The organism is Acinetobacter soli, assembly GCF_000760595.1.
Lineage (GTDB): Bacteria > Pseudomonadota > Gammaproteobacteria > Pseudomonadales > Moraxellaceae > Acinetobacter > Acinetobacter soli.
The window spans coordinates 1-22,556 of record NZ_BBNM01000016.1; the positions used below are offsets into that span (position 1 = coordinate 1).

Consider the following 22,556-nt stretch of genomic DNA (forward strand, 5'->3'; position numbering starts at 1 on the left):
TTTTCTTTCAACTTAACCCTGTAAGCTAAGTTGCTTTCGTGTATCGCGTCGGGATGCTGCGTATTCTAAGCAAAAAACCAACCAACGCAAGTATTATTTAAAAAAAAACAAACAATGGTTTATTTTTTAATCAAAATTATATGATTTAGCTCAATATCGATCATATAATAGTCAATTATACCCGATTCATTGAATTAATTTAGATCAGATTTACTTTTTATTGTCTCATAATATGTAGAACGTATTCTCCGAATTGAAAAAATAAATGAGCACACGGCTTAATGAGCATTTTAAGCCATGTGATTTCTAATGATTATGATCTCTTTAGAAGCTGCGTTTTTTAAAGAACTAAAATGCTGCAAGACCAGTCTGAGCACGCCCCAAAATAAGAGCATGTACATCATGTGTACCTTCATAGGTATTGACTACTTCAAGATTCACCAGATGGCGTGCAACCCCAAATTCATCACTGATTCCGTTGCCTCCCATCATATCGCGAGCTAAACGTGCAATATCGAGCGCCTTGCCACAGTTGTTGCGCTTGATGAGTGAAGTGCCTTCAACTGCCGCCAACCCTTCATCTTTCATTCGGCCAAATCGAAGTGCGGCCTGTAAACCTAATGCAATTTCGGTTTGCATGTCGGCCAATTTTTTTTGTATAAGCTGGGTGGCAGCCAGCGGTCGACCAAACTGTTTACGATCCAGTGTGTATTGACGTGCAGTGTGCCAACAGAATTCTGCCGCGCCCATCGCACCCCAAGCAATGCCGTAACGGGCACTGTTTAAGCAGGTAAATGGACCTTTTAAACCTCTAATATCTGGAAAAGCATTTTCTTCAGGTACAAAAACATTATCCATCACAATTTCACCGGTGATAGAGGCGCGTAGTCCAACCTTGCCATGTATGGCTGGTGCCGATAAACCTTGCCACCCTTTTTCTAAAATAAATCCGCGAATTTCGCCAACATTTCCTTCACTCGATACTTCTTTGGCCCAAACCACAAATACATCGGCGATTGGGCTGTTCGTGATCCACATTTTTGCACCAGAAAGACGATAGCCTCCATCAACTTTTTTTGCACGTGTGATCATACTTCCAGGGTCTGAACCGTGATCCGGCTCTGTTAAACCGAAGCATCCAATATATTCACCTGTAGCGAGCTTCGGTAAATACTTTTGTTTTTGTGCTTCAGATCCAAATTCAGAAATTGGCACCATCACTAATGAACTTTGTACACTTGCCATAGATCGATAACCCGAATCTACACGTTCGATTTCTCTTGCAATTAATCCATAGCTGACATAATTCAGACCGGCTCCACCATACTGCTCATCAATGGTTGGGCCCAAAAGACCTAACTCGCCCATTTCACGAAGAATAGCTGGATCAGTTTTTTCGTGACGAAACTGTTCTAACACTCGAGGCATGAGTTTATCTTGACAATAGGCATGCGCAGCATCGCGAATCATGCGCTCTTCATCCGTGAGCTGTTGCTCAATTAAGAAAGGATCATCCCAATTGAAGTGGACGCGTGCTGTTTTTTTTGTATGATCGACCATATGATTCATTGCTTTCCTAGCCTAATGATTGAACTGTTATTTCTTCATCTTAGGCTGTGTTAACGAGTACCACAAACGATAATTTCGCATGTAGTCATGCATTTTTCTCATATCTTATTTTTTGCTTTTCAATTTTCTGATTTAGAATAAAAGTGCTTTTCGAGTTTCAGATGGATTTATTTAAGAAGCCATTTTTCAATATTTAAAAGAATGATCTAGGATAAATAATATGCGACGAATGATTCCTTCTTTACAGGCATTATTATGTTTTGAATCGGCCGCCAAACATCGTAGTTATACAGCAGCAGCCCAAGAATTATCGATTACCCAAAGTGCTGTTTCTCGGCAAATTCAGCAACTTGAAGACTTTCTTGCTGTGGCGCTTTTTGTACGAGCGCGTCATGGAGTTGAGCTTACACAAGCGGGTGAGAGTTATTTAAAAACGATCAAATCACATTTACTCGGTATCGAACATGCCACACTGGATTTAATGGCTCACAAGGGATTAGGTGGAACACTGAAACTGGGCGTTGTTCCAACCTTCGCAACACGATGGTTACTGCCGCGACTTCATCGATTTAATCGTTTGTATCCTGAGATTACGATTCATTTAGAAACCAGTACCAAACCTTTTTTGTTTAGTGAGCATATTTTTGATGCTGCAATTTATGCTGGCACTCCTGCACAAATTGAAAACTGGCCCGATGCCAAAATCCAGTTTCTTATGGAAGAAGCGTTAGTCCCCGTCTGCTCTAAAACACTGATTGAAAAATATTTTCCAGAGTGCGTGTCAAGCGAGAATGAAAGTTTGGATTTGACTGCAGAACAAATCAGTCAGCTCCCTTTACTTCAGCAAACCACTCGCCCCTACATCTGGAATGAATGGTTTGCTCAAGCAGGGTATGCCCATCCTTATGCAATGGACGGGCAACGCCATGAACTTTTCTCAATGCTGGCTGTCGCTGCGATGCATCATTTAGGCGTTGCATTAATACCGCCTTTGCTACTTGAAAAAGAGCTTGAACAGGGTGACTTGATACGAGTGTCTCGTGTGGAACTTGTTGGTACTCGTTCATATTACTTTGTTTCGTCTGAGCAACATAAAAACGCATTGATTGTAAAATTTACTCAATGGCTCGAACATGAAGTCAGAGAATTTGAATCTCAGTTTCTCTAAATTCTTCGTTTTAAAGTTGATCGCTAAATCCTACGTAGCGTGAAAGCGATTGCACACCTAAATCGGCTTTGACAATCACTTGAACAGGATATGTAGTTGAAGTAATTGCATGAAAAATATTCATATCTGGATCTTCATGTAATTCATCTACAGGTTGTTGCATCTGCGCTTCAAACCGATCGGAAACAAACTCGAATCCTAAATCCATCGCGACAAAGAGAGTATGTTCGCAGGGCTGAACATATTGTTCTTGCGACCAGTCAATAACTGGGTGTTTGCATATCGGGCAATCGATATTCACTGATGCATCTGGTTGAAGAATTAATTGATAAGTCATATTTCATTCTCTAAAGGGTTCACATAGTGTAAAAGAAATATTTGTTTGCATCTAATCGTTTTAAATCGACTGATGTCGGATTGATCTTGCCAGTGTAGCGTGCTTAAGTGAGTACTAAGCGCAGTGCTGTTACTAATGTCATGTCATTCAATACTGGAGCATTCATGTCAACTTTGGAAAAAGCAATCGGACTTGCAGCAAAAAAACACGCGGGACAAGTAGACAAAGCTGGACAACCTTATATCTTACATCCATTACGACTTATGCTTCATCTGGATACTTTAGAACAAAAAATTGTTGCAGTGATGCACGACTTACTTGAAGACACCGACACCACAATTGTCGATCTAATTTCATTGGGTTTTAGCCAAGATATTATTGATGCAGTCATTGCGCTCACCAAAAAACCCGGCGAGAGCCGATTTACAGCCGCAAAGCGAATTGTAAATAACCCATTGGCCAAAGCAGTCAAACTGGCCGATCTAAAAGACAATATGGATTTAAAACGAATTAGTCACCCTACAGCCCGTGATTTTGCGCGTTTAGAAGAGTATAAAAAAGTGCAAGCCTATTTACTTGATCCAAATTCGTCTATTTTGGCCTAAATTGCATGATTTACTGAGTAATCACATATCCTCAGAAAAATATTGGGTATACTCTGAAAAAATTTGAAACCCCCTATTTTTAGAAATATGGACATGCATCATGCTCACAGATTTAGACGATTTTTATTGCTTTGCTCTTGTGGTTGAACACGGTGGTTTCAGTGCTGCCGAGCGTGCCACAGATATTCCAAAGTCAAAATTAAGTCGCCGCGTATACAATCTTGAGGAGAATTTAGGCGTCCGCTTAATTCAGCGTAGCTCTCGACACTTTGCAGTGACCGATATCGGGATGAATATTTATCGGCATGCACAAGTGATGATGAATGCTGCACAAGCCGCACATGATCTGGTAGATCACTTGAGTATCCAGCCTCGTGGCGTGATTAAAGTGAGTGTTCCTGTCGATATTGCACAAAATCAGATGTCGAAACTGCTGCCGAATTTTTTAAAACAGTATCCTGAAATTCGAGTTCAACTGATCATTAGTAATCGACGTGTTGATATTGTCAATGAAGGCATAGATATTGCGCTTCGCGTTCGCTCAAATCTTGATGATGATCCGAGTCTGGTGTTACGTCAATTCTCCATCATCGAGCAACATCTTTTTGCCAGTCAGGCGTACTTAAACGAATACGGCTCTGTTAAAGCGCCCGAAGATTTGCATCATCATCGGATTTTGAGTTTATCGGATGAGCATTTAGATCAGCAGTTTAGCTTGTACAGCCAAAGCAATGAACTACAGAAAATCAAAGTCAATCCGGTGGTGATGGCATCTAACCTTTCAGTACTTGCCAATATTACCGCACAAAACTGCGGTATCGCGCTACTTCCCGATACCATTGCCAGCGACTATGTTAAATCGGGTGAATTGGTTCGCGTCTTGCCTGAATGGAAAGCACCGCATGGTGTCTTTCATGCGGTATATCCTTCACGTCGTGGATTACTGCCCGCTGTTCGTGTGTTTATCGATTACTTGGTTGAGCATTTAACCGAGCGCTGATATTTGCTTAAGCAAAAATGACTTACTTCTGACTTAGAAAAAAATCTGCCATGAGCTTGGTGGCCCAAGACTGTGTGCGCCATCCCTCATAAAACGCACAATGACTTCCCTTCTTGGTGGTCACGACGGCAATGTTCTGCATAGCCTGAATTTCAGGCAGATAAGGTGCAAAGTTGTCGATATGACACACTGGATCATCTTGTGAGTTAAGTACCATCAGTGGCACTTTGATTTGCTTAAAAACGTGCATGGGATTGGTGGCCAACGTATAGTCTTGATAGTTTGAAAAACCAGCAAGCTGATAGTAGCGAAGATGAAACTCGGTTAAATTTTTAGATGTCAGGAGTTCTTTTAAATTATCGATATGTGACCAACCTTGCAGGTGTTTCTTAACAAAGCGATTGATTATTTTTTTTGCCATATATCGACTATAAACCGGATGAACTTTATCAAAACCCGTTTCAATGTTGTAACCCGGACAAAATGCAAATGCGGCTTTAAAACATGACTGATCTGCAACTTCACCCAAGTAACGCACCAGTAGACCCGATCCAGCCGATGATCCAACAGCATACAAATCTGATTGGGGGAGCTTAAGACGAATAAAATCAAGTTGTTCTTTTAAGTCTGCAGTTGAGCCAAACAAGTTAAATTGCGGTATAGAAAAGTTTAAATCGGCATGTCCACGGCGCACACAAAGTGCAATCCGCCAGCCAGTAAAGCGGTGTAAGTCACGAACCAACTCGCGCATACTAGACGGAGAACCGGTAATGGTATGCAAAATGACAATCGTCGGCGTGTCTGCGGGTAAGTGCGAACCGACCCATGTAATTGCAGTTTCCCCGCCGTCTTGCATCTTTAAATAATCGATATGATCATATTGCTGGCGGATAAAGCGTTTTTTAACCAAATCAAAATAAAGAAGCTGAAGATGCTCGTTAAAGAGCCAAGGTGTCGGGCGATACTTAGCATTTAATTGGGTGAGCTTTTGCATATGCTGATGAAGACCGCTCTCAGGATGCAGATAGATTTGGGGATAATCTGCTCCTGTCAAACGATCAAGCGTATCTGTTAGTTTTTTTAGCACATTTATCTTTTTCATGAAATGTATCAACTTTATAGGAATTTAGAACAACATTCGAAAAATTAGCGAACCGATATTTTAAAAGGCCTAGACCAATCGATAGCCTAAACCTTAAGGATGAACAAAAACTTAAATCATAGCCGCAAGCTCTGCACCATGACGGATAGCACGTTTAGCATCTAACTCACCCGCCTCTTTGGCGCCACCAATCAAATGTACATTTTTGCCAAGCTGCTTGAGTGGTTCATACATCGCCGTAAACGATTCTTGTCCCGCACAGATAATGACATGATCGACATCAAGTACTGTGGTCTTTTCACCGATCTGAATATGTAAACCCTGATCATCAATTTTTTCATACTGTGCACCCGCAATCATTTTCACATTACGATTTTTTAAACCTGTACGATGAATCCAACCCGTGGTTTTGCCCAGTGTTGCTCCGACCGAACTGGCTTTACGTTGTAGCAAATATATTTCACGTGCACTGTGCTCAACCGCCGCAGTTTTTAAGCCACCGACTTGGCTATAGGAGGTATCGATTCCCCATTCGTCATAAAACTTCTTAGGGTGAATACTGCCGCTTTCGCCTTCATGGGTAAGAAACTCTGCGGTATCAAAGCCAATACCACCCGCACCGATAATCGCAACTTTATGACCGACTGGCTGACGGGCTTTAAGTACATCGAGGTAACTCAACACTTTCGGATGCTGGATACCTTCGAGATTGAGATGACGTGGTGTAACACCAGTTGCAATAACAATCTCATCGAAGTCTGACTTGGCTAATTCGTCATAATCGATTTTGTAGTTTAAAACCAGCTCAATGTTCGGCTGCAGTTCAATCTGGCGATTAAAGTAACGCAGAGTTTCGTAAAATTCTTCTTTACCCGGAATGGTTTTGGCAATATTAAATTGGCCGCCAATTTGCTCAGCGGCTTCATATAATTTGATTTTATGACCACGACTAGCAGCATAGATGGCAAAACTTAAACCTGCCGGGCCTGCGCCAACGACAGCGATTTTTTTCGGTGTAGCCGCTGCTTTAAAATTGAGTTCGGTTTCATGGCATGCGCGTGGATTGACCAAACACGAGGCCACTTTACCATTAAAGATATGATCCAGACAGGCTTGATTGCAACCAATACAGGTATTGATTTCATCACTACGTCCCTCGCGGGCTTTTAAAGCAAATTCTGGATCGGCCAGCATCGGGCGTGCCATTGAGATGATATCGGCATGTCCACTTGCAAGTACGTACTCTGCCATTTCAGGAGTATTAATACGGTTTGATGTAATCAGTGGCACTTTCACGTGAGGTCGAATTTTTTCGGTCACCCATGTAAATGCGGCTCGCGGCACTTTAGTGGCAATGGTGGGAATACGTGCCTCATGCCAGCCAATTCCGGTATTGATAATTGTTGCACCAGCTTTTTCAATTTCTTTGGCTAAATGAATGACTTCATCTAAGGTTGAGCCGCCCTCGACCAGATCAAGCATCGACAGTCGGTAAATAATAATAAAATTTTCACCAACCTCTTCACGAGTACGCTTTACAATTTCAATTGGAAAGCGAATGCGGTTTTCGTACTGACCGCCCCATTCATCATCTCGATGATTGGTTCGAGCAGCAATAAACTCATTGATGAGATAACCTTCTGATCCCATAACTTCTACGCCATCATAACCCGCATATTGTGAGAGCTTGGCACAATTGACAAAGTCGGATATTGTCTGCCAGACCTCAGCTGAACTAAGTTGTTGCGGCTTGATCGGGTTGATGGGTGCCTGAATGGCGGACGGCGCGACAATTTCTTGCTGATAAGAATAACGACCGGTATGTAAAATCTGCATGGCAATTTTACCGCCAGCGTCATGCACAGCTTGTGTGATAACTTTATGTTTTTCCGCTTCTTCGAGCGTATCTAGTTTTGAAGCATGTGCAAAAGTTCGGCCTGCATCATTTGGCGAGATACCACCCGTCACAATAAGCCCCACTTCACCTTGAGCACGCTCTGCATAAAATGCAGCCATACGCGCATATCCACCCGGTGCTTCTTCAAGTCCAATATGCATCGATCCCATTAAGATACGATTTTTTAATGTAGTAAATCCTAAATCTAATGGTGCCAATAAATGCGGATAGTGCGTTGACATATAATCTCCCTGGCTGGCATAAGCGCGCTTTATGCAATATGTTGCATAAACTTATAAACAAAATTTGCTTTCTATGCAACTTATTGCATAATCTGAAGCGTCACATCGAGTTTTAGGATGGCTATGTCGCTTTCGCATGTTTTACTGACCAGCTTATTGGAGAAACCCAGTTCCGGATTTGAACTCGCCCGACGTTTTGATCGCTCGATGGGATTTTTCTGGAATGCCAGTCATCAACAGATTTATCGTGAACTCAGTGCGATGCTGGCTAAAGGCTGGATTTCAACCATTGATGAAGCCTCAAGTCACACGCGTAAAAAAACCTATCAGGTGGAACAGCTCGGTCGAATAGAACTTTCAAGCTGGTTGCTCCTGCAAAGTGAACCGTCTCAACTCCGTGATGATTTGATGGTTCGTTTACGTGCAGAAGCTCAACTGGGTGGCAATCAAATCTTGCCTGAACTCGAGCGACACTTGGCAATTCATCAAGAAAAACTAAAGCTCTACCAAACCATCTACGATAAAGATTTTAAACACAACACATCAGAAAACCGGGTATTGTTTATTCATCGAAAAATTTTAGAATTGGGCATTACCATGGAGCAAGAATGGATCAAATGGCTCGATGAAGTCATTCCTGAATTAAACGAACTAATTAACCAATAGGACCAGCCATGCCTTTTTATACTATGCCGGATCAAGAGCAATTATTTGTCAGACGTTTTGGATCAGGCGAGCCAGTGTTGGTACTTTCTGGTTTAGGTATGTTGAGCTGGCAATGGCTTCCCTTTTTACTTTCATATACCAAAGGCTTTGAGTTTATTATTCCTGAATGGCGTGGTTTTGGTCGATCACAACATTGTGCGATACCGCAAGAGCTAGATTCTATTTCTAGCCACTGGCGTGATGTTGAACACTTGATTGATGAGCTCAAACTGACACAATTTACCCTTATCGGATACTCGATGGGTGCAACCACCGCAATGCATGGTATGCAATACGGTCATTTAGGACAGAAATTAAAAGGTTATTTACATATCGATCAAACTCCAAAAATACGTGTCGATAGCACGTGGCAGTTTGGTCTTTTTGGTGAACGTTATACCGAATTTAGACGTTTTCTTCATTTGATTAACGCACTTTTACAATCACATGCAACCGTTCAATATTTAGAGGAACTTCCGCTGACTCACCAACAGGAGCTGGTTGAAACATGGCTGAAGTTTATCGAGTTTCAAAGCAGCAACTCATTTATACCCAAAATATTCAAGCTGGCTCTGCAATACCCAAAACTTCAAAAACATGTACTTCCGATTCAGCGCTTAGATTACCTCAGATGGTATGTACAAAATTATTTGAATCATACCGAAGATTATCGAACCGCTTTACAGGCACTTGAATGCCCCACCACATTTTTCATTGGAAAACAGTCGACACTTTATCCAGAACAAGGTCAGACATTAATTGCTCATCAGTTAAAAAATGCTCAGCCTATTTATTTTGAAAAGTCTGGTCATACACCGCTCATTACGGAGCCAAAAAAATTTAGAACCGAGATTGGGCATTTTTTGAAGAAAGTACACTAGTTTTAGAAAAACTTCGTCTCAATCGTTTTTATCAATAAAAACATAGAATTATGTTAATATTTTCATGCTTATAAAAAGGACAATAAATGATGTTGGCATTTTTAGGATTTACAGAATAAATTCAAAAACTTAATAAAATTAACGTGAAAAGTATTGTTTAAAACTCTGTATAAATTAATAGAATTCTGATTTTTTACCCTAGACAGTCCCGTCCTGCTGTAGTTTGATGCTTTTGTTAGACAACAGGTACAAACGTATCTGATCACGTCAAAAAATATATGATGACCATAACTAGACCGACCATAAGGATATTTATTAGATGAGTGAAGTGGTATATAGCAAAGAAGAAAAACGCAAACGCGTTATGGGAATTGTCGGAGCATCTTCAGGGAATTTAGTTGAATGGTTTGACTTTTATATCTACGCCGTTTTTGCCATGTATTTTCAGCGAGCATTGACTGCACCCGACATGAGTTCAACCGCTCAAGGTATTTATGTTTGGGGCGTTTTTGCAGCCAGCTTTTTTATGCGCCCGATTGGTAGCTGGTTATTTGGTCGAATTGCCGATAAACATGGCCGAAAACAGTCGATGGTGATTTCAATTAGCCTGATGGCGGTCAGCTCCTTCTTATTTGCCGCACTCCCGACCTATGATCAGGTTGGTATTGCAGCGCCCTTTTTATTATTAATGGTACGCTTGCTACAAGGTTTATCGGTTGGTGGTGAATACGGTGCTGTTGCTACCTATATGAGTGAAATTGCGCTTAAAGGTCAACGCGGTTTTTATGCGTCGTTTCAATATGTGACCCTTTCAGGCGGCCAGCTCTTGGCAAGCTTGCTCGGTGTGATCATGCTGGCCTTTATGACCGAACAACAACTCATGGATGGTGGCTGGAGAATTCCATTTGTGATTGGCGGCATCGCAGCAATTATTTCACTTTTAGCACGAAGCAAACTTGAAGAAACCTTGTCGCATGAAGACAGCGACAAAAAAGAATCGGGTTCATTGCGCGAGCTATTTAAAAAGCACTGGTTTACCTTTTTACTGGTGGTGGGCTATACCTCGGCAGGTTCTTTAACCTTTTATGTTTTAACCGTATATTCAAAAACCTATATCACCAGCTTGGGTATTGAAGGCCGAACTGTTGGCTACATGATGACCTGTGCACTGTTTATTTATATGATTGCTCAACCACTGTTTGGAGCACTCTCTGACCGGATTGGTCGTCGTGCATCCATGCTGCTTTTTAGTGGATTGAGCATTGTATTTATTTATCCAGTTATGGTCATTGGAATGCGTCAGTTTAGTGATTCACCGGTAATCGTGACGGCTTTACTGGTTTTTCTGATGATGATTCTGAGCCTATATACTTCTATTAGTGGTTTAATTAAGGCAGAAATGTTTCCACCACATGTACGGGCATTGGGCGTTGGGTTTTCTTATGCTGTCGGAAATGCCATTTTTGGTGGTTCAGCGCCAGCGGTTGCCCTGCAATTTAAACAGGCAGGTATTGAAAACGAATTCTTCATTTATGTGATGGTGATGCTTGCCATCTGTTTCTTCTGTAGTTTTAAATTACCGAAAGAACCAGAATATTTGCATCACGACAAATAAATTTCAAATCCGCCTTCGGGCGGATTTTTTATATCAAGGAGAACAACATGAAAAAATTAGTGGTTTTTTCTGGTGCTGGTATGAGCGCCGAAAGTGGTATTCATACATTTCGAGATAGTGATGGACTGTGGGAAAATTACAAAATTGAAGATGTGGCAACGCCAGAAGCTTGGCAAAAAGATCCTGAACTTGTACAGCGTTTCTATAATGAACGGCGTAAAAATATTTTAAACGCCACCCCTAACTCGGCACATCTGGCGATTGCCGCTCTAGAGCATCAATTTGATGTGAACGTGATTACTCAAAATATTGATGATCTGCACGAGCGTGCTGGCTCTAGCCGTGTTTTACATTTGCACGGCAATATTCGATTTGCCAAAACCAGTGGTCCAGATGCACAAATCACTCAAGAGCTATATCCTATTCGGGGCTGCGAATTAAAACTAGATCGGGATTACTGTAAAGATGGCTATCCACTTCGGCCACATGTGGTCTGGTTTGGTGAATCTGTACCTGCTTATCAAGATGCAATCCATCAAATTCGTCAAGCCGATATATTTATCGTGATTGGTTCAACCTTAAGCGTTTATCCAGTCGCGGGTTTAATCCACGAAATATCAGGCTCATGTGAAGCGTATTATATCGATCCAAAAGCCGACTATCATCGCGTTCCAAAGCAGTATCAGTTGCTCAAAATGACAGCATCTGAGGGTGTAAAAACACTATCCGAGACATTAAAAAGTAAATAATTTGACCATTTTGGGTGCTTTTTAACCACACATCACCTTTAATTTGTTCAATGCTTACACAATTGCTCAATTTTTAAGATACACAAAATTACAAAACTGCTTTGATTTTCATCCTTTCGATTTAAATACCATCATTTTTTGTATTTAAATCCATCAGATGGCTTTTTATTTTTATTTTCTATAAATAATACATTGAATTTTATAGGTTATTAATTAATCTCTACACACAAGATATTTTTACATAAAATTACATATTGTATACTTAAAGTTAACAGTTATTATTTTGGCATCCGTGTTTATATCTCAGCCTTATTTTTAGGCAACCAAATTATTATTTGGACTGGTTGAATTACACACGTAAAAGTACATAAGGATAGGTCCCATTCATGAATTCTATCAATCCAACCGTGATCACGTTTGTATTTTACATCGTGGCAATGGTCTGTATTGGTCTCTATGCGTATAGAGCCACAACAAATTTTTCAGACTACATTCTGGGCGGACGCAGCTTAGGAAGTTTTGTTACAGCATTGTCGGCTGGTGCATCAGACATGAGTGGTTGGTTACTCATGGGCTTACCAGGTGCGATTTACTTATCGGGTCTTTCCGAAGCATGGATCGCAATTGGTCTGATTATCGGCGCATGGTTAAACTGGTTGTTTGTCGCAGGCCGTTTACGCGTGCATACTGAGGTGCAATTTAACGCACTCACTCTCCCCGATTATTTTACCAATCGATTCAATGATACGAAAAAATTACTTCGCGTATCTTCTGCGCTGATCATTCTGATTTTCTTCTCGATTTACTGTGCTTCAGGCATGGTTGCAGGCGCACGCTTGTTCGAAACGATTTTTGGTATGGATTACACCATGGCACTCTGGATCAGTGCGATTGCCACGATCAGTTACGTGTGTATTGGTGGCTTCCTTGCCATTAGCTGGACCGATACGTTTCAAGCTGCCATGATGCTATTTGCTTTATTGCTCACGCCTATTTTTGCGTATTTAGCGATTGGAGACGGTCAGCAGCAATTTACGCAGCTCATTGAAACAGCTCGTCCACATGCCATGAACATGTTCTCTGGTGTGAGTTTTATTGCCATGATTTCAGCAATGGCATGGGGCTTAGGCTATTTTGGGCAGCCGCATATCCTCGTTCGTTTTATGGCAGCAGACTCGGTCAAATCAATTCCAGCTGCACGTAGAATTGGTATGTCTTGGATGATTCTGTGCTTAGGTGGCGCTGTCGGAGCAGGATTTTTTGGTATTGCGTTCTTCCAAGGTCATCCTGAGCTTGCCGGAAATGTGAGTAAAAACTCTGAATTGGTATTTATGGAGCTTGCACAGATTTTGTTTAATCCGTGGGTAGCCGGTATTGTGATGGCAGGTATTCTTTCTGCTGTGATGAGTACGTTGAGCTGTCAGCTTCTGGTCTGCTCGAGTACCTTAACCGAAGATTTTTATAAGCCATTCTTTCGCAAAAATGCCTCTCAAAAAGAATTGGTCTGGGTTGGTCGCTTGATGGTTCTGGCGATTTCTGTATTTGCAATCTGGTTGGCAAGCAACCCGGAAAGTAAAGTTTTGGGCCTTGTAGCGTACGCTTGGGCTGGCTTTGGTGCCGCGTTTGGTCCGTTAATTATTTTCTCGTTGTTCTGGAAACGCATGACTTTAAACGCTGCGGTTGCAGGTATGATTGTAGGCGCAGTGGTGGTGATTGGCTGGAAAAACCTATTTGCGTCAACGGGTATTTACGAGATTATTCCTGGTTTTGTCTTGGCTGCAATTACCATTGTGGTTGTGAGCCTCATGGGCAAACCACCAACACGTGAAGTAACGGATCGCTTTGAAGAAGCCGATCGTCTTTACCATAGCTCGAAATAATCCATCATTTGATCTAAAAAAAGGGGCGTTATGCCCCCTTTTTTGTAGTGCGCTTATTGAGCTTAATTCGAGAGGTTTCTTTGACCACTTGCATGACCGGATAACTTCGCGTTTCCTTGACCCCAGGCAATTGCCACAACGTTTGCCCAGCAAACTTTCGGTATTCTTCCATATTGGCACTGCGAATTTTCATTAAGAAATCAAAACCGCCGCTGGTCATATGGCATTCAATAATTTCAGGATATTCCGATACAGCCTCAATAAATTCGTCGAGTCCATTCGATGTGGTTTTATCGAGTAATACTTCCACAAATACTAAAAAACTCGCATTGAGCTTTTCTGGATTGAGCTTGGCTTGATAGCCCAGAATATAATTCTCCTTAGTTAGTTTCTGTACACGCGCCATGACCGCAGTAGGTGACAGACTGACTTCTTCTGCGAGTTTTATGTTTGAAATTCGACCATCTTTTTGAAGAATATCGAGAATTTTCAGATCAACCCGATCTAATGTTGAAATTGCCCCATCCATACAAAATTTTTCCCTAAAAAATGCCAAGAATATAGCGAGTTATTCGGTAATTATTCTGTAATCATAAATTATCTAAACCTCTTTAGACAATATCCTTTAGAGATCGTCATTGGAATTTGACATGAACATGATGGACAGCAACCCGAAAATGCATGAAGCACAACCTAACTTTGGTTACATCACGGAATTTAAACAAAAAACCGAGCTGGAAGAACGAATTAACAGTGCTTGGCGCCGTGCAGAACCAGAAGTCGTCGAAACCTTATTGAATGCCGCGACAATTTCAGATGAATTGAATCATCAGATTCACGAAGTTGCGTTTAATCTGGCCAACTCATTACGTGAGCGTAAGAGTTCTGCTGGTAAGGCAGGCATTGTGCAGGGTTTATTGCAGGAATTTTCGCTGTCCTCGCAAGAAGGAATTGCACTCATGTGCTTGGCAGAAGCACTTTTACGTATTCCTGATAAAGCAACACGTGACTTACTGATTCGTGACAAAATCAATCAAGGTAACTGGAAAGACCATGTCGGCCAAAGTAGCCTGATGTTTGTCAATGCAGCAGCTTGGGGCTTAATGCTGACCGGTAAGCTGATGGAAACGCCTAAACAAGGAAGTTTATCGGGCTTGCTCACCTCGATCATTGCTCGCAGTGGTCGTGGTGTCATCCGTAAAGCAGTTGACGTGGCGATGCGCATGATGGGCGAACAGTTCGTGACTGGTGAAACCATTGAAGAAGCGCTGAATCATGCTAAACCGCTTGAACACAAAGGCTTTCGCTATTCATACGACATGCTGGGCGAAGCTGCTCTCACCGATCATGATGCTGCACGTTATTTTAACGATTACACACAAGCCATTCATGCGATCGGCAAAGCCGCTCAAGGTAAGGGCGTGTATGATGGTCCAGGAATTTCGATTAAGTTATCTGCACTGCACCCTCGTTATCAACGTGCTCAAATTGCACGTGTACATGATGAGCTTTATGGAAAAGTCTTTGAACTGGCACAACTGGCGAAACGCTATGACATTGGACTCAACATTGATGCAGAAGAAGCCGATCGTCTTGAAATCTCACTCGAACTTTTAGAACGATTGTGCTTTGAGCCAGAACTTGCAGGCTGGAAAGGTATTGGGTTTGTCATTCAGGCTTACCAAAAACGTTGTTTCTACGTGGTTGATTACGTGATTGATCTGGCCAAACGTAGCCAGAAACGTCTGATGATTCGTTTGGTAAAAGGTGCTTATTGGGACAGCGAAATCAAAAAAGCGCAAATCGACGGGATGAGCGACTACCCTGTATTCACACGTAAGGTTCACACCGATTTATCTTACATTGCGTGTGCCAAAAAATTGCTGGACGCACCAGCCTATATTTATCCGCAATTTGCAACACACAATGCACAGTCATTAGCCACCATTTACCATCTGGCAGACCCGAGCAAGTATTATGCAGGTCAGTATGAGTTCCAATGTTTACATGGCATGGGAGAGCCGTTATACGAGCAAGTCGTAGGTTCGCGTAGCGACAATAAACTCGGTATTCCATGTCGTATTTATGCACCAGTGGGTAACCATGAAACCTTACTCGCCTACTTGGTACGCCGCTTGCTCGAGAATGGTGCCAATACCTCTTTTGTTAACCGTATTGCCGATCAAAACCTAAAAATCGAAGCATTGATTCAATCACCATTTGATGAAATTCATGCCACTGCCAAACGTGAACAACACATTGGTCTCAAACATCCTGCTATTGCACTGCCATATGCATTATATGGCGATGCACGTCAGAATTCGAAAGGCTTTGATCTTGCCGATGACAGCAGCCTGATCGCCTTAAATGAAACGGCACAGGCATTGCAGCATCAGGTGTGGAACAGTCAGCCCTTGCTTGCAGATGCATCGCTTGAGTTTGACGTTACATCACAGGCCATTTTAAACCCTGCTGTTCATGCAGACTTGGTCGGTTATGTACAAGAAGCAACTGAAACACATGTTGAGATTGCTTTACAGGCAGCAATACAAGCACAAATCGGTTGGTCAGGCACCCATAAAAGTGAACGCGCAGCAGCATTAAAGCGTGCAGCAGACTTAATGGAAGACCGCATGCAGGCGCTCATGATCCTTTTATGTCGTGAAGCCGGTAAAACGTATGCCAATGCGATTGCCGAGGTACGTGAAGCCGTCGATTTTCTACGTTACTACGCGACTCAGATCGAGAGCATCAATGAATTTACAACGATTCGCCCACTTGGCACAGTGCTCTGTATTAGCCCTTGGAACTTCCCTTTAGCAATTTTTTCAGGTCAGATTGCAGCTGCCTTGGTGGCTGGTAACTGTGTCATTGCAAAACCTGCCGAGCAAACGCCTTTAATTGCTGCTGAAGCAGTGCGCATCTTGCATGAAGCGGGTGTTCCACGTGCTGTACTGCAACTATTGCCAGGGCGTGGTGAAACGGTTGGTGCTAAGCTTAGTTCAGATGATCGTGTTCAGGGCATCATGTTTACCGGTTCGACCGAAGTCGCGAAAATTTTGCAAAAGACAGTTGCCAAACGCGTTTCAACGACTGGCGAGCCTATTCCGCTGATTGCGGAAACGGGCGGTCAAAATGCGATGATTGTCGATTCATCGGCCTTAACCGAACAGGTGGTGCTAGATGTCGTCAACTCGGCATTTGACAGCGCCGGCCAGCGCTGCTCTGCACTTCGTATTTTATGTGTGCAAGAAGACAACGCTAAAGTGTTAATTGACATGCTCAAAGGTGCGATGCAACAACTTTTGGTGGGTAATCCGTTTATTTTGAAAACGGATATTGGCCCTGTGATTGATGGCGAAGCCAAACAAACCATCGATCAGCATATCCAAAAAATGCGCAGCAAAGGCTATCCGGTTCATCAGCTTGCTTTAAATCAAGATGCCAAAAGCCAATTGGTGCTACAAAACGGAACGTTCGTACTGCCAACCCTAATTGAACTTCCAAATCTCGATGATTTAGAACGCGAAGTATTTGGTCCGGTATTACACGTCATTACCTATAAGCATGGCGAAATTCAGGCTTTACTTGAGCGGATCAACGCCAAGGGCTATGGTTTAACCATGGGACTGCACACTCGAATTGATGAAACAATCAATACCGTGGTGGAACATGCAGAAGTCGGCAACCTATACATCAACCGTAATATCGTTGGTGCTGTGGTGGGGGTACAACCTTTTGGCGGAGAAGGTTTATCGGGTACTGGGCCTAAAGCCGGTGGTCCGCTTTATGTATACCGCTTGATGAATAGCTGTTCAGAAAAAAGCTTAAATGTGCCTTTTGGTGTGCAGCCAGACCATCATATTCGCGCTGAACGTCCAAAACTGTTTAATGAGCTGCTGAGTTGGGCTAAACAGCATTTACCTGAAGCGAACTTCCCTGCAATTGATACAGTTAGCGTAGGTCACGCGTTTGATCTGCAAGGCCCGACTGGCGAAATCAACCGCTATATGATGCTACCGCGCAAGCGTGTTTTGACGGTTGCAACGAATCATGTCGATGTCGTGCATCAAATGCTCGCGATTTTTGCAGTACAAAGCGAAGTGGCCATTTTGCAAGGTCACAGTTTTATGCAAAGTTATGCTTCAAAATTGCCTCAGGCGATTCGTCAGGCAATTATTGAAATTGGTCATGTCGAGCATGGGGATTTCGATGCTGTCTTGCATCATGGTACTGCCGATCAACTGGAAAAATTGCAAACACAAGTTGCAGCACGTCAAGGAGCTATTGTGGGTATTACGCATATGCAAGATTCAAGTGTCCGTATCCCACTTGAGCGACTCTTGATTGAACATGCAATCAGTATTAACACGGCTGCTGCTGGAGGTAATGCCAGCTTGATGACCATTTCGGAATAGATGATTATTTCAAAATAAAGGTCTTTTCACAAAAAGCACGCCAAGTGAGAAACATGGCGTGCTTTTTTACATTGAGCGCATTAAAAATATTATGGCTGTGCTTAAAGCCATGATAAGTTTTCTCCCTGATAGTTGCTTTTTTTGCTACTATTTGCGCTTTGACGATTCTTGTTATTTTTCATATTTATGTCTCAAACGTATCAGCAACAGCTTCAAGATAAAATTGAACGAATCACCCGCCAATTTCAGGAATTTAATGCGCCAACACTGGAAGTATTTGACTCGCCAGAGCAAAATTTTCGTATGCGTGCCGAGTTTCGTATCTGGCATACCGAAAATGATTTGTTCTATGCCATGTTTGAACGCGCAGACGAAGGCAAAAATAAAGCTGTGGTACGTGTTGATACGTTTCCAATTGCTGATCAAAGCATTAATGCACTCATGCCTGTTTTACTGGCAGAGCTTAAGGCGAATGCTGTGCTATCACAGCGTATTTTTGAAGTCGATTTTTTGGCGACACTGAGTGGTGAAATGCTGGTTACGCTGATTTATCATCGTAAACTAGACGCTGACTGGGAAGCTGCGGCCAAAGCACTGGCAGATCGACTCAATATCAAGATCATGGGACGTAGCCGTGGTCAGAAAGTCATTATTGGTGATGACTATGTGGTAGAGCAATTACAGGTTCATGGCCGCACTTTTAAATACAAACAAATCGAAAGCAGCTTCACCCAGCCAAATGCTATTGTTTGTCAAAAGATGCTCACTTGGGCCTGCGATACCATTCAGGGTGAAAATCAGGATTTGCTTGAACTCTATTGCGGAAACGGTAATTTTACCTTGCCGCTTTCATTACATTTCAATCGTGTGTTGGCCACTGAGCTTGCAAAAAGTTCTGTTTATGCTGCGCAGTGGAATATTGCACAAAACCAGATTAATAACATCCAAATTGCCCGACTTTCGGCCGAAGAGTTTACTGAAGCCTATCGCGGTGAACGTAGTTTCAGACGCCTACAAGAGGCGCAAATCGAGCTTGATGGCTATCAATTTGATACGGTTTTTGTCGATCCACCACGCGCCGGAATTGATGATGAGACCCTAAAACTTCTGCAAGGTTTTGAGCGTATTTTATATATCTCGTGTAACCCGGATACCTTATACGACAACTTAAAAACCCTGACTCAAACACATCGAATTAGCCGCTTCGCTTTGTTTGATCAATTCCCGTTTACCCATCATGTTGAATCGGGTGTATTCCTCGAAAGAATTTAAACAATTTATTGCATTGTAAAGAATAATGAATAGGTTACAGATGTAACCTATTCTTCTTTAATCATTTTTTATAGCTAAAAATCAAATTAAATCAAAGATCAAGCCCCTAGCCTTGTCATAATTTCGTTAAATTTTAAATTTATCATCGGAAAATTTAGAGTTTGATTGTTGCTTTTATCACTTTGATCATCTTGTATTTTTATTTAATTTGGCTATATTTCGAGCTATGTTAAGTTGATTATGAAGGCTCTATGAGTTTTTGGCATAAACTGTTCTCATCAGATGAGATCAATAACGAGCATAAAAACCAAATTGCTTGTGTTGAAAACGATTGTTCTTGCAAAACAAACGAGCAGCTCGTTGCTGCTTTGGCAAAAGCAACTGATGAAGATATCATCAAAGGAATTAAAAAGGTTTTGGTGTCTCGCGGTTACAGCCGTAAAGAGTTGAATGAAATAAATCATCGTCCAGTGCAATAGCCATTTTACCTGTGTAAATTGATTGCATGATCCAAAAAAGCTGATATCTAAACAGATGTCAGCTTTTTTGTTTTCTAGGCGTTTGTTTAATGATTTTAAAATATACAAGCTCATCAAAGTCGACTTGACTTCATGAGCAGGGTCACGTAGAAATCACTCACTTTGTTCATGTTTATGGATCTTTAATGGCTAAACGTAAATACCAGAAAGAACTTTTTTCTGTACGCAGAATTGATCGCGAATGGTGGGTTGTGCAACAAGTAGATCCAACAGTAGCAGTAAAAAAAGTAGAAAAAACACAGACACGCTGTGTCGCAAATCAATATGCCGATGATTATGTCGAGAAGTATTATGTCGACTTGTATCTGAAGCAGCAAATGCAAGCTGCATCTAAACCACATTAAAATAAAAAAACCCATAGCACTGGCTATGGGTTTTGAGGATCACGCTGTAATACTACCTCTGGTAGTGATGATTATTATTGTTTTATTGAAGAGCCTTCTCGAACTCTTCGGAAATCATCATATAACAAAAAAACAATAAACGCAAACAATTCTCATTATCAAATTCAAATTATTTTATCTTTTTTATTGATCAAGGAATTGTTTACTTTAAGATAAGGTACGTTTTTATTCTAAAAAACATCTTCCACTCAACGATTTTAGAGATGAGTACAATATTTCATGGGAAATCTTGAAGCTTTTAAAGCGTTATTTTTAGGTTTTATCGAAGGATTAACAGAATTTTTACCGATTTCGAGTACAGGACATTTAATCTTATTTGGTCATTTAATTGACTTTCATTCCGATAGCGGTCGAGCATTTGAAGTCGTGATCCAGTTAGGTGCCATTCTCGCGGTGTGCTGGCTGTACAGAAAAAAAATTATCGATTTGGTGAAAGGCTTTTTTAGCGGTGATGCAGAAGCACGACATTTTACGTTTAGCGTTCTGATTGCTTTTTTCCCCGCGGTGATTATTGGCGTATTGGCCGTCGATTTTATTAAATCGGTGTTGTTTAGCCCAATGGTCGTGGCGGTGGCGCTGATTGTAGGTGGACTCATTATTTTCTGGGTTGAGTCTCGTGACTTTAAGCCATCTACTACCGAAGCCACACGCATTACTTTCAAGCAAGCCATCATTGTGGGTTTTGTGCAGTGTATTGCCATGATTCCAGGCACATCTCGTTCAGGTGCAACGATTATTGGTGGTATGCTTTCAGGTTTATCTCGTAAAGCAGCGACCGAATTTTCGTTCTTCTTGGCCATGCCAACCATGCTGGGTGCAGCCACCTATGACCTCATGCGTAATGCCAGTATTTTAACATCAGACAATATGCTCAATATCGGGCTTGGATTTGTTGCAGCTTTCATTTCTGCATTGTTTGTGGTCAGAGCACTGGTTCGATTTGTTGAGAAGCATACTTTACGCGTATTTGCTTGGTACCGGATTGCACTCGGTGCCATCATCATGCTGGTGATGTTTTAAATATAAAAAAGCTCAGAGTATGCTCTGAGCTTTTTTTTTAAATTGCGATCAGCTTCACTACAATGTGCTGCGCCTCTTCAATTTCATCATAATGCGAATATTTGCGATTCAACTCTTTATACTTCAAACGAAAATTGCGCTGATTTAATGTTAACTGATCAGGGATTTTGTCAAAAAAATCTGCTGGCGCATCGAGCTGCTCTTCATGCAAAGGGGTTCCAAGCTGATAATCGTCCCCTTTAAGTACTACATATTTGACTGTTGTTTTCATTCAGATTTACCCATTTTTTTCACTCCTTTTCTTTTGTATTCTGTACTAAATTGAAAATGGTTCATAGCGTGATGACAATTTAAAACAATTCGATGAAAGCCGTTTATTTGATTTGTTGATTTAACCTGTTGCGCCTTAAAACTTCATCTTTATCTCATTTTGGTATTTTGCTGATTTTCTGCTACTCTTTTGCAGCTTTTTTCTCCTAGCGCGATTTGTTCTGCAATAAAGCGCTATCGTGTCTGTCAATAAGGATAATTTTTGATGTCGAAGCCATCTGTTGAAGCATTACGTATTGTGGATTGTACAGAACAACATTCAACTGAGATTCTGGATATTCTCAATGATGCGATTGTGCATTCAACTGCATTGTACGACTACAAACCCCGCACGCAAGAAAGTATGGTGCAATGGTTTAAAACCAAACGTACACATCAATTTCCTGTCATCGGCGCAGTCAATGCGCAAGGTCAATTGATGGGCTTTGCAAGCTTTGGCACATTTCGGGCATTTCCGGCTTATAAATATACAGTCGAACACAGCGTTTATATTCATAAAGATTTTCGTGGCCAAGGCTTGAGCACCGTGCTGATGCAAGCATTGATCGAACGAGCGAAAGCCGCTGATGTGCACGTGATGGTCGGATGTATTGATGCAACCAATGTAGCCAGTATTAAATTGCATGAAAAACTCGGATTTCGTTATTCGGGCACTATCACTCAAGCGGGATTTAAATTTGGACGCTGGCTCGATGCCGCGTTTTATCAGCTCACGCTAGAGACGCCAGTTGAACCATACGATGATGTTTAACGTTTTTTAACTTAATATTCAATAACGCAAGCTATACGTTTGATCACGATCTGACGTATAAATTTCACGCCC

The 22,556-nt window shown here is 41.7% G+C and carries 20 protein-coding genes; 14 read left to right on the forward strand and 6 right to left on the reverse strand.

Going from position 1 to position 22,556, the window contains the following annotated elements; genetic code table 11:
- Window positions 1-348: 348 nt before the first annotated feature.
- Complete coding sequence (locus Aso01_RS14665; RefSeq protein ID WP_004937935.1) at window positions 349-1,569, reverse strand: acyl-CoA dehydrogenase; 1,221 nt, start codon at window positions 1,567-1,569, stop codon at window positions 349-351.
- A gap of 220 nt (window positions 1,570-1,789) precedes the next feature.
- Between Aso01_RS14665 and Aso01_RS14670 the strand changes: the two genes are divergently transcribed.
- Window positions 1,790-2,737 (forward strand): LysR substrate-binding domain-containing protein, encoded by a 948-nt coding sequence (locus Aso01_RS14670; protein WP_004937936.1) that lies wholly within the window; start codon window positions 1,790-1,792, stop codon window positions 2,735-2,737.
- Between the two features lie 10 nt (window positions 2,738-2,747).
- On the opposite strand, the gene Aso01_RS14675 is transcribed toward Aso01_RS14670, so the two are convergent.
- Window positions 2,748-3,074 (reverse strand): hypothetical protein, encoded by a 327-nt coding sequence (locus Aso01_RS14675; RefSeq protein ID WP_004937939.1) that lies wholly within the window; start codon window positions 3,072-3,074, stop codon window positions 2,748-2,750.
- Between the two features lie 164 nt (window positions 3,075-3,238).
- Here Aso01_RS14675 and Aso01_RS14680 point away from each other — a divergent pair, with 164 nt between their 5' ends.
- Both Aso01_RS14680 and Aso01_RS14685 read left to right on the forward strand, forming a co-directional pair.
- Window positions 3,239-3,679: an HD domain-containing protein gene (locus Aso01_RS14680; protein WP_004937943.1), complete on the forward strand. Its 441-nt coding sequence runs from the start codon at window positions 3,239-3,241 to the stop codon at window positions 3,677-3,679.
- Window positions 3,680-3,779: 100 nt separating this feature from the next.
- The gene (locus tag Aso01_RS14685; RefSeq protein ID WP_004937946.1) at window positions 3,780-4,679 is read left to right on the forward strand and encodes a LysR family transcriptional regulator; all 900 of its coding nucleotides are present in this window, start codon (window positions 3,780-3,782) and stop codon (window positions 4,677-4,679) included.
- 22 nt (window positions 4,680-4,701) lie between these two features.
- On the opposite strand, the gene Aso01_RS14690 is transcribed toward Aso01_RS14685, so the two are convergent.
- Both Aso01_RS14690 and Aso01_RS14695 read right to left on the reverse strand, forming a co-directional pair.
- Entirely contained in the window at window positions 4,702-5,781 is a 1,080-nt protein-coding gene (locus Aso01_RS14690; protein WP_004937948.1) for a YheT family hydrolase, read from the reverse strand.
- Window positions 5,782-5,892: 111 nt separating this feature from the next.
- The gene (locus Aso01_RS14695; RefSeq protein ID WP_004937952.1) at window positions 5,893-7,920 is read right to left on the reverse strand and encodes an oxidoreductase; all 2,028 of its coding nucleotides are present in this window, start codon (window positions 7,918-7,920) and stop codon (window positions 5,893-5,895) included.
- A 123-nt stretch (window positions 7,921-8,043) separates the two neighbouring features.
- On the opposite strand from Aso01_RS14695, the gene Aso01_RS14700 reads away from it, so the two are divergent.
- The 5 genes from Aso01_RS14700 to putP all read left to right on the forward strand — a co-directional run bounded on the left by Aso01_RS14700 (window position 8,044) and on the right by putP (window position 13,750).
- Window positions 8,044-8,586 carry a PadR family transcriptional regulator gene (locus Aso01_RS14700; protein WP_004937953.1) on the forward strand — a complete coding sequence of 181 codons (543 nt, stop codon included), beginning with the start codon at window positions 8,044-8,046 and terminating at the stop codon, window positions 8,584-8,586.
- 8 nt (window positions 8,587-8,594) lie between these two features.
- On the forward strand, window positions 8,595-9,506 hold the full coding sequence (locus Aso01_RS14705) for an alpha/beta fold hydrolase (protein WP_004937956.1): 912 nt from the start codon (window positions 8,595-8,597) through the stop codon (window positions 9,504-9,506).
- A gap of 328 nt (window positions 9,507-9,834) precedes the next feature.
- Complete coding sequence (locus Aso01_RS14710; RefSeq protein WP_025094681.1) at window positions 9,835-11,121, forward strand: MFS transporter; 1,287 nt, start codon at window positions 9,835-9,837, stop codon at window positions 11,119-11,121.
- A 47-nt stretch (window positions 11,122-11,168) separates the two neighbouring features.
- Complete coding sequence (locus Aso01_RS14715; protein ID WP_004937960.1) at window positions 11,169-11,870, forward strand: SIR2 family NAD-dependent protein deacylase; 702 nt, start codon at window positions 11,169-11,171, stop codon at window positions 11,868-11,870.
- A 386-nt stretch (window positions 11,871-12,256) separates the two neighbouring features.
- On the forward strand, window positions 12,257-13,750 hold the full coding sequence (gene putP / locus Aso01_RS14720; protein WP_004937963.1) for a sodium/proline symporter PutP: 1,494 nt from the start codon (window positions 12,257-12,259) through the stop codon (window positions 13,748-13,750).
- 28 nt (window positions 13,751-13,778) lie between these two features.
- Here the strand turns inward: putP and Aso01_RS14725 are convergent, their stop codons facing one another.
- The gene (locus tag Aso01_RS14725; RefSeq protein WP_004937965.1) at window positions 13,779-14,279 is read right to left on the reverse strand and encodes an Lrp/AsnC ligand binding domain-containing protein; all 501 of its coding nucleotides are present in this window, start codon (window positions 14,277-14,279) and stop codon (window positions 13,779-13,781) included.
- Window positions 14,280-14,400: 121 nt separating this feature from the next.
- Between Aso01_RS14725 and putA the strand changes: the two genes are divergently transcribed.
- From putA to Aso01_RS14750, 5 genes are all read left to right on the forward strand, one after another.
- Complete coding sequence (putA, locus tag Aso01_RS14730) at window positions 14,401-18,168, forward strand: trifunctional transcriptional regulator/proline dehydrogenase/L-glutamate gamma-semialdehyde dehydrogenase (RefSeq protein WP_004937968.1); 3,768 nt, start codon at window positions 14,401-14,403, stop codon at window positions 18,166-18,168.
- Window positions 18,169-18,354: 186 nt separating this feature from the next.
- Window positions 18,355-19,440 carry a tRNA (uridine(54)-C5)-methyltransferase TrmA gene (trmA, locus tag Aso01_RS14735; RefSeq protein ID WP_004937970.1) on the forward strand — a complete coding sequence of 362 codons (1,086 nt, stop codon included), beginning with the start codon at window positions 18,355-18,357 and terminating at the stop codon, window positions 19,438-19,440.
- A 251-nt stretch (window positions 19,441-19,691) separates the two neighbouring features.
- A complete protein-coding gene (locus Aso01_RS14740) occupies window positions 19,692-19,919 on the forward strand; it encodes a hypothetical protein (RefSeq protein WP_004937974.1) in 228 nt (75 codons plus the stop codon).
- Between the two features lie 185 nt (window positions 19,920-20,104).
- Window positions 20,105-20,323, forward strand: a complete 219-nt coding sequence (locus Aso01_RS14745) for a hypothetical protein (protein WP_004937977.1) — start codon at window positions 20,105-20,107, stop codon at window positions 20,321-20,323.
- A 279-nt stretch (window positions 20,324-20,602) separates the two neighbouring features.
- Window positions 20,603-21,403 carry an undecaprenyl-diphosphate phosphatase gene (locus Aso01_RS14750; protein ID WP_004937982.1) on the forward strand — a complete coding sequence of 267 codons (801 nt, stop codon included), beginning with the start codon at window positions 20,603-20,605 and terminating at the stop codon, window positions 21,401-21,403.
- A 37-nt stretch (window positions 21,404-21,440) separates the two neighbouring features.
- On the opposite strand, the gene Aso01_RS14755 is transcribed toward Aso01_RS14750, so the two are convergent.
- Entirely contained in the window at window positions 21,441-21,674 is a 234-nt protein-coding gene (locus Aso01_RS14755) for a hypothetical protein (protein WP_004937983.1), read from the reverse strand.
- A 264-nt stretch (window positions 21,675-21,938) separates the two neighbouring features.
- Here Aso01_RS14755 and Aso01_RS14760 point away from each other — a divergent pair, with 264 nt between their 5' ends.
- Window positions 21,939-22,484, forward strand: a complete 546-nt coding sequence (locus Aso01_RS14760; protein ID WP_004937988.1) for a GNAT family N-acetyltransferase — start codon at window positions 21,939-21,941, stop codon at window positions 22,482-22,484.
- The last annotated feature ends 72 nt before the right edge of the window (window positions 22,485-22,556 follow it).

Excerpts from the sequence above, each read along its gene's own strand:
- Aso01_RS14665 (WP_004937935.1), bottom strand. The coding sequence starts at position 1,569 with ATGAATCATATGGTCGATCATACAAAAAAAACAGCACGCGTCCACTTC.
- Aso01_RS14670 (WP_004937936.1), top strand. The coding sequence starts at position 1,790 with ATGCGACGAATGATTCCTTCTTTACAGGCATTATTATGTTTTGAATCG.
- Aso01_RS14675 (WP_004937939.1), bottom strand. The coding sequence starts at position 3,074 with ATGACTTATCAATTAATTCTTCAACCAGATGCATCAGTGAATATCGAT.
- Aso01_RS14680 (WP_004937943.1), top strand. The coding sequence starts at position 3,239 with ATGTCAACTTTGGAAAAAGCAATCGGACTTGCAGCAAAAAAACACGCG.
- Aso01_RS14685 (WP_004937946.1), top strand. The coding sequence starts at position 3,780 with ATGCTCACAGATTTAGACGATTTTTATTGCTTTGCTCTTGTGGTTGAA.
- Aso01_RS14690 (WP_004937948.1), bottom strand. The coding sequence starts at position 5,781 with ATGAAAAAGATAAATGTGCTAAAAAAACTAACAGATACGCTTGATCGT.
- Aso01_RS14695 (WP_004937952.1), bottom strand. The coding sequence starts at position 7,920 with ATGTCAACGCACTATCCGCATTTATTGGCACCATTAGATTTAGGATTT.
- Aso01_RS14700 (WP_004937953.1), top strand. The coding sequence starts at position 8,044 with ATGTCGCTTTCGCATGTTTTACTGACCAGCTTATTGGAGAAACCCAGT.
- Aso01_RS14705 (WP_004937956.1), top strand. The coding sequence starts at position 8,595 with ATGCCTTTTTATACTATGCCGGATCAAGAGCAATTATTTGTCAGACGT.
- Aso01_RS14715 (WP_004937960.1), top strand. The coding sequence starts at position 11,169 with ATGAAAAAATTAGTGGTTTTTTCTGGTGCTGGTATGAGCGCCGAAAGT.
- putP (WP_004937963.1), top strand. The coding sequence starts at position 12,257 with ATGAATTCTATCAATCCAACCGTGATCACGTTTGTATTTTACATCGTG.
- Aso01_RS14725 (WP_004937965.1), bottom strand. The coding sequence starts at position 14,279 with ATGGATGGGGCAATTTCAACATTAGATCGGGTTGATCTGAAAATTCTC.
- putA (WP_004937968.1), top strand. The coding sequence starts at position 14,401 with ATGAACATGATGGACAGCAACCCGAAAATGCATGAAGCACAACCTAAC.
- trmA (WP_004937970.1), top strand. The coding sequence starts at position 18,355 with ATGTCTCAAACGTATCAGCAACAGCTTCAAGATAAAATTGAACGAATC.
- Aso01_RS14740 (WP_004937974.1), top strand. The coding sequence starts at position 19,692 with ATGAGTTTTTGGCATAAACTGTTCTCATCAGATGAGATCAATAACGAG.
- Aso01_RS14745 (WP_004937977.1), top strand. The coding sequence starts at position 20,105 with ATGGCTAAACGTAAATACCAGAAAGAACTTTTTTCTGTACGCAGAATT.
- Aso01_RS14750 (WP_004937982.1), top strand. The coding sequence starts at position 20,603 with ATGGGAAATCTTGAAGCTTTTAAAGCGTTATTTTTAGGTTTTATCGAA.
- Aso01_RS14755 (WP_004937983.1), bottom strand. The coding sequence starts at position 21,674 with ATGAAAACAACAGTCAAATATGTAGTACTTAAAGGGGACGATTATCAG.
- Aso01_RS14760 (WP_004937988.1), top strand. The coding sequence starts at position 21,939 with ATGTCGAAGCCATCTGTTGAAGCATTACGTATTGTGGATTGTACAGAA.